1 pseudogene is annotated in these 285 nt (G+C 73.0%); it reads left to right on the top strand.

Going from position 1 to position 285, the window contains the following annotated elements:
- Positions 1-285, top strand: a pseudogene (locus tag IF28_RS36810) (alpha-1,4-glucan--maltose-1-phosphate maltosyltransferase); the annotation flags it as partial.

The raw sequence follows: 285 nt of genomic DNA, 5'->3' as shown, positions 1-285 counted from the left end.
TGGTCACCAGCAGCGACCCGCTGCCCCTGCTGGTGGAACGCGAGCGGGCCCTGTACGGCGCCTGGTACGAGTTCTTCCCCCGCTCCGAGGGCACACCCGACCAGCCGCACGGCACCTTCGACACCGCCGCCCGCCGCCTGCCCGCGATCGCCGCGATGGGCTTCGACGTCGTCTACCTCCCACCGGTCCACCCGATCGGGACCACCTTCCGCAAGGGCCCCAACAACACACTCGACGCCGGCCCCGACGACGTCGGCGTCCCCTGGGCGATCGGCTCCCCCGAGG

The sequence above is a fragment of the Streptomyces sp. NRRL WC-3626 genome, assembly GCF_000718785.1.
Taxonomy (GTDB): Bacteria; Actinomycetota; Actinomycetes; order Streptomycetales; family Streptomycetaceae; genus Streptomyces; species Streptomyces edwardsiae.
Note: the sequence above shows the minus strand (reverse complement) of the source record. Positions and strands in the feature narration are given on the sequence as shown.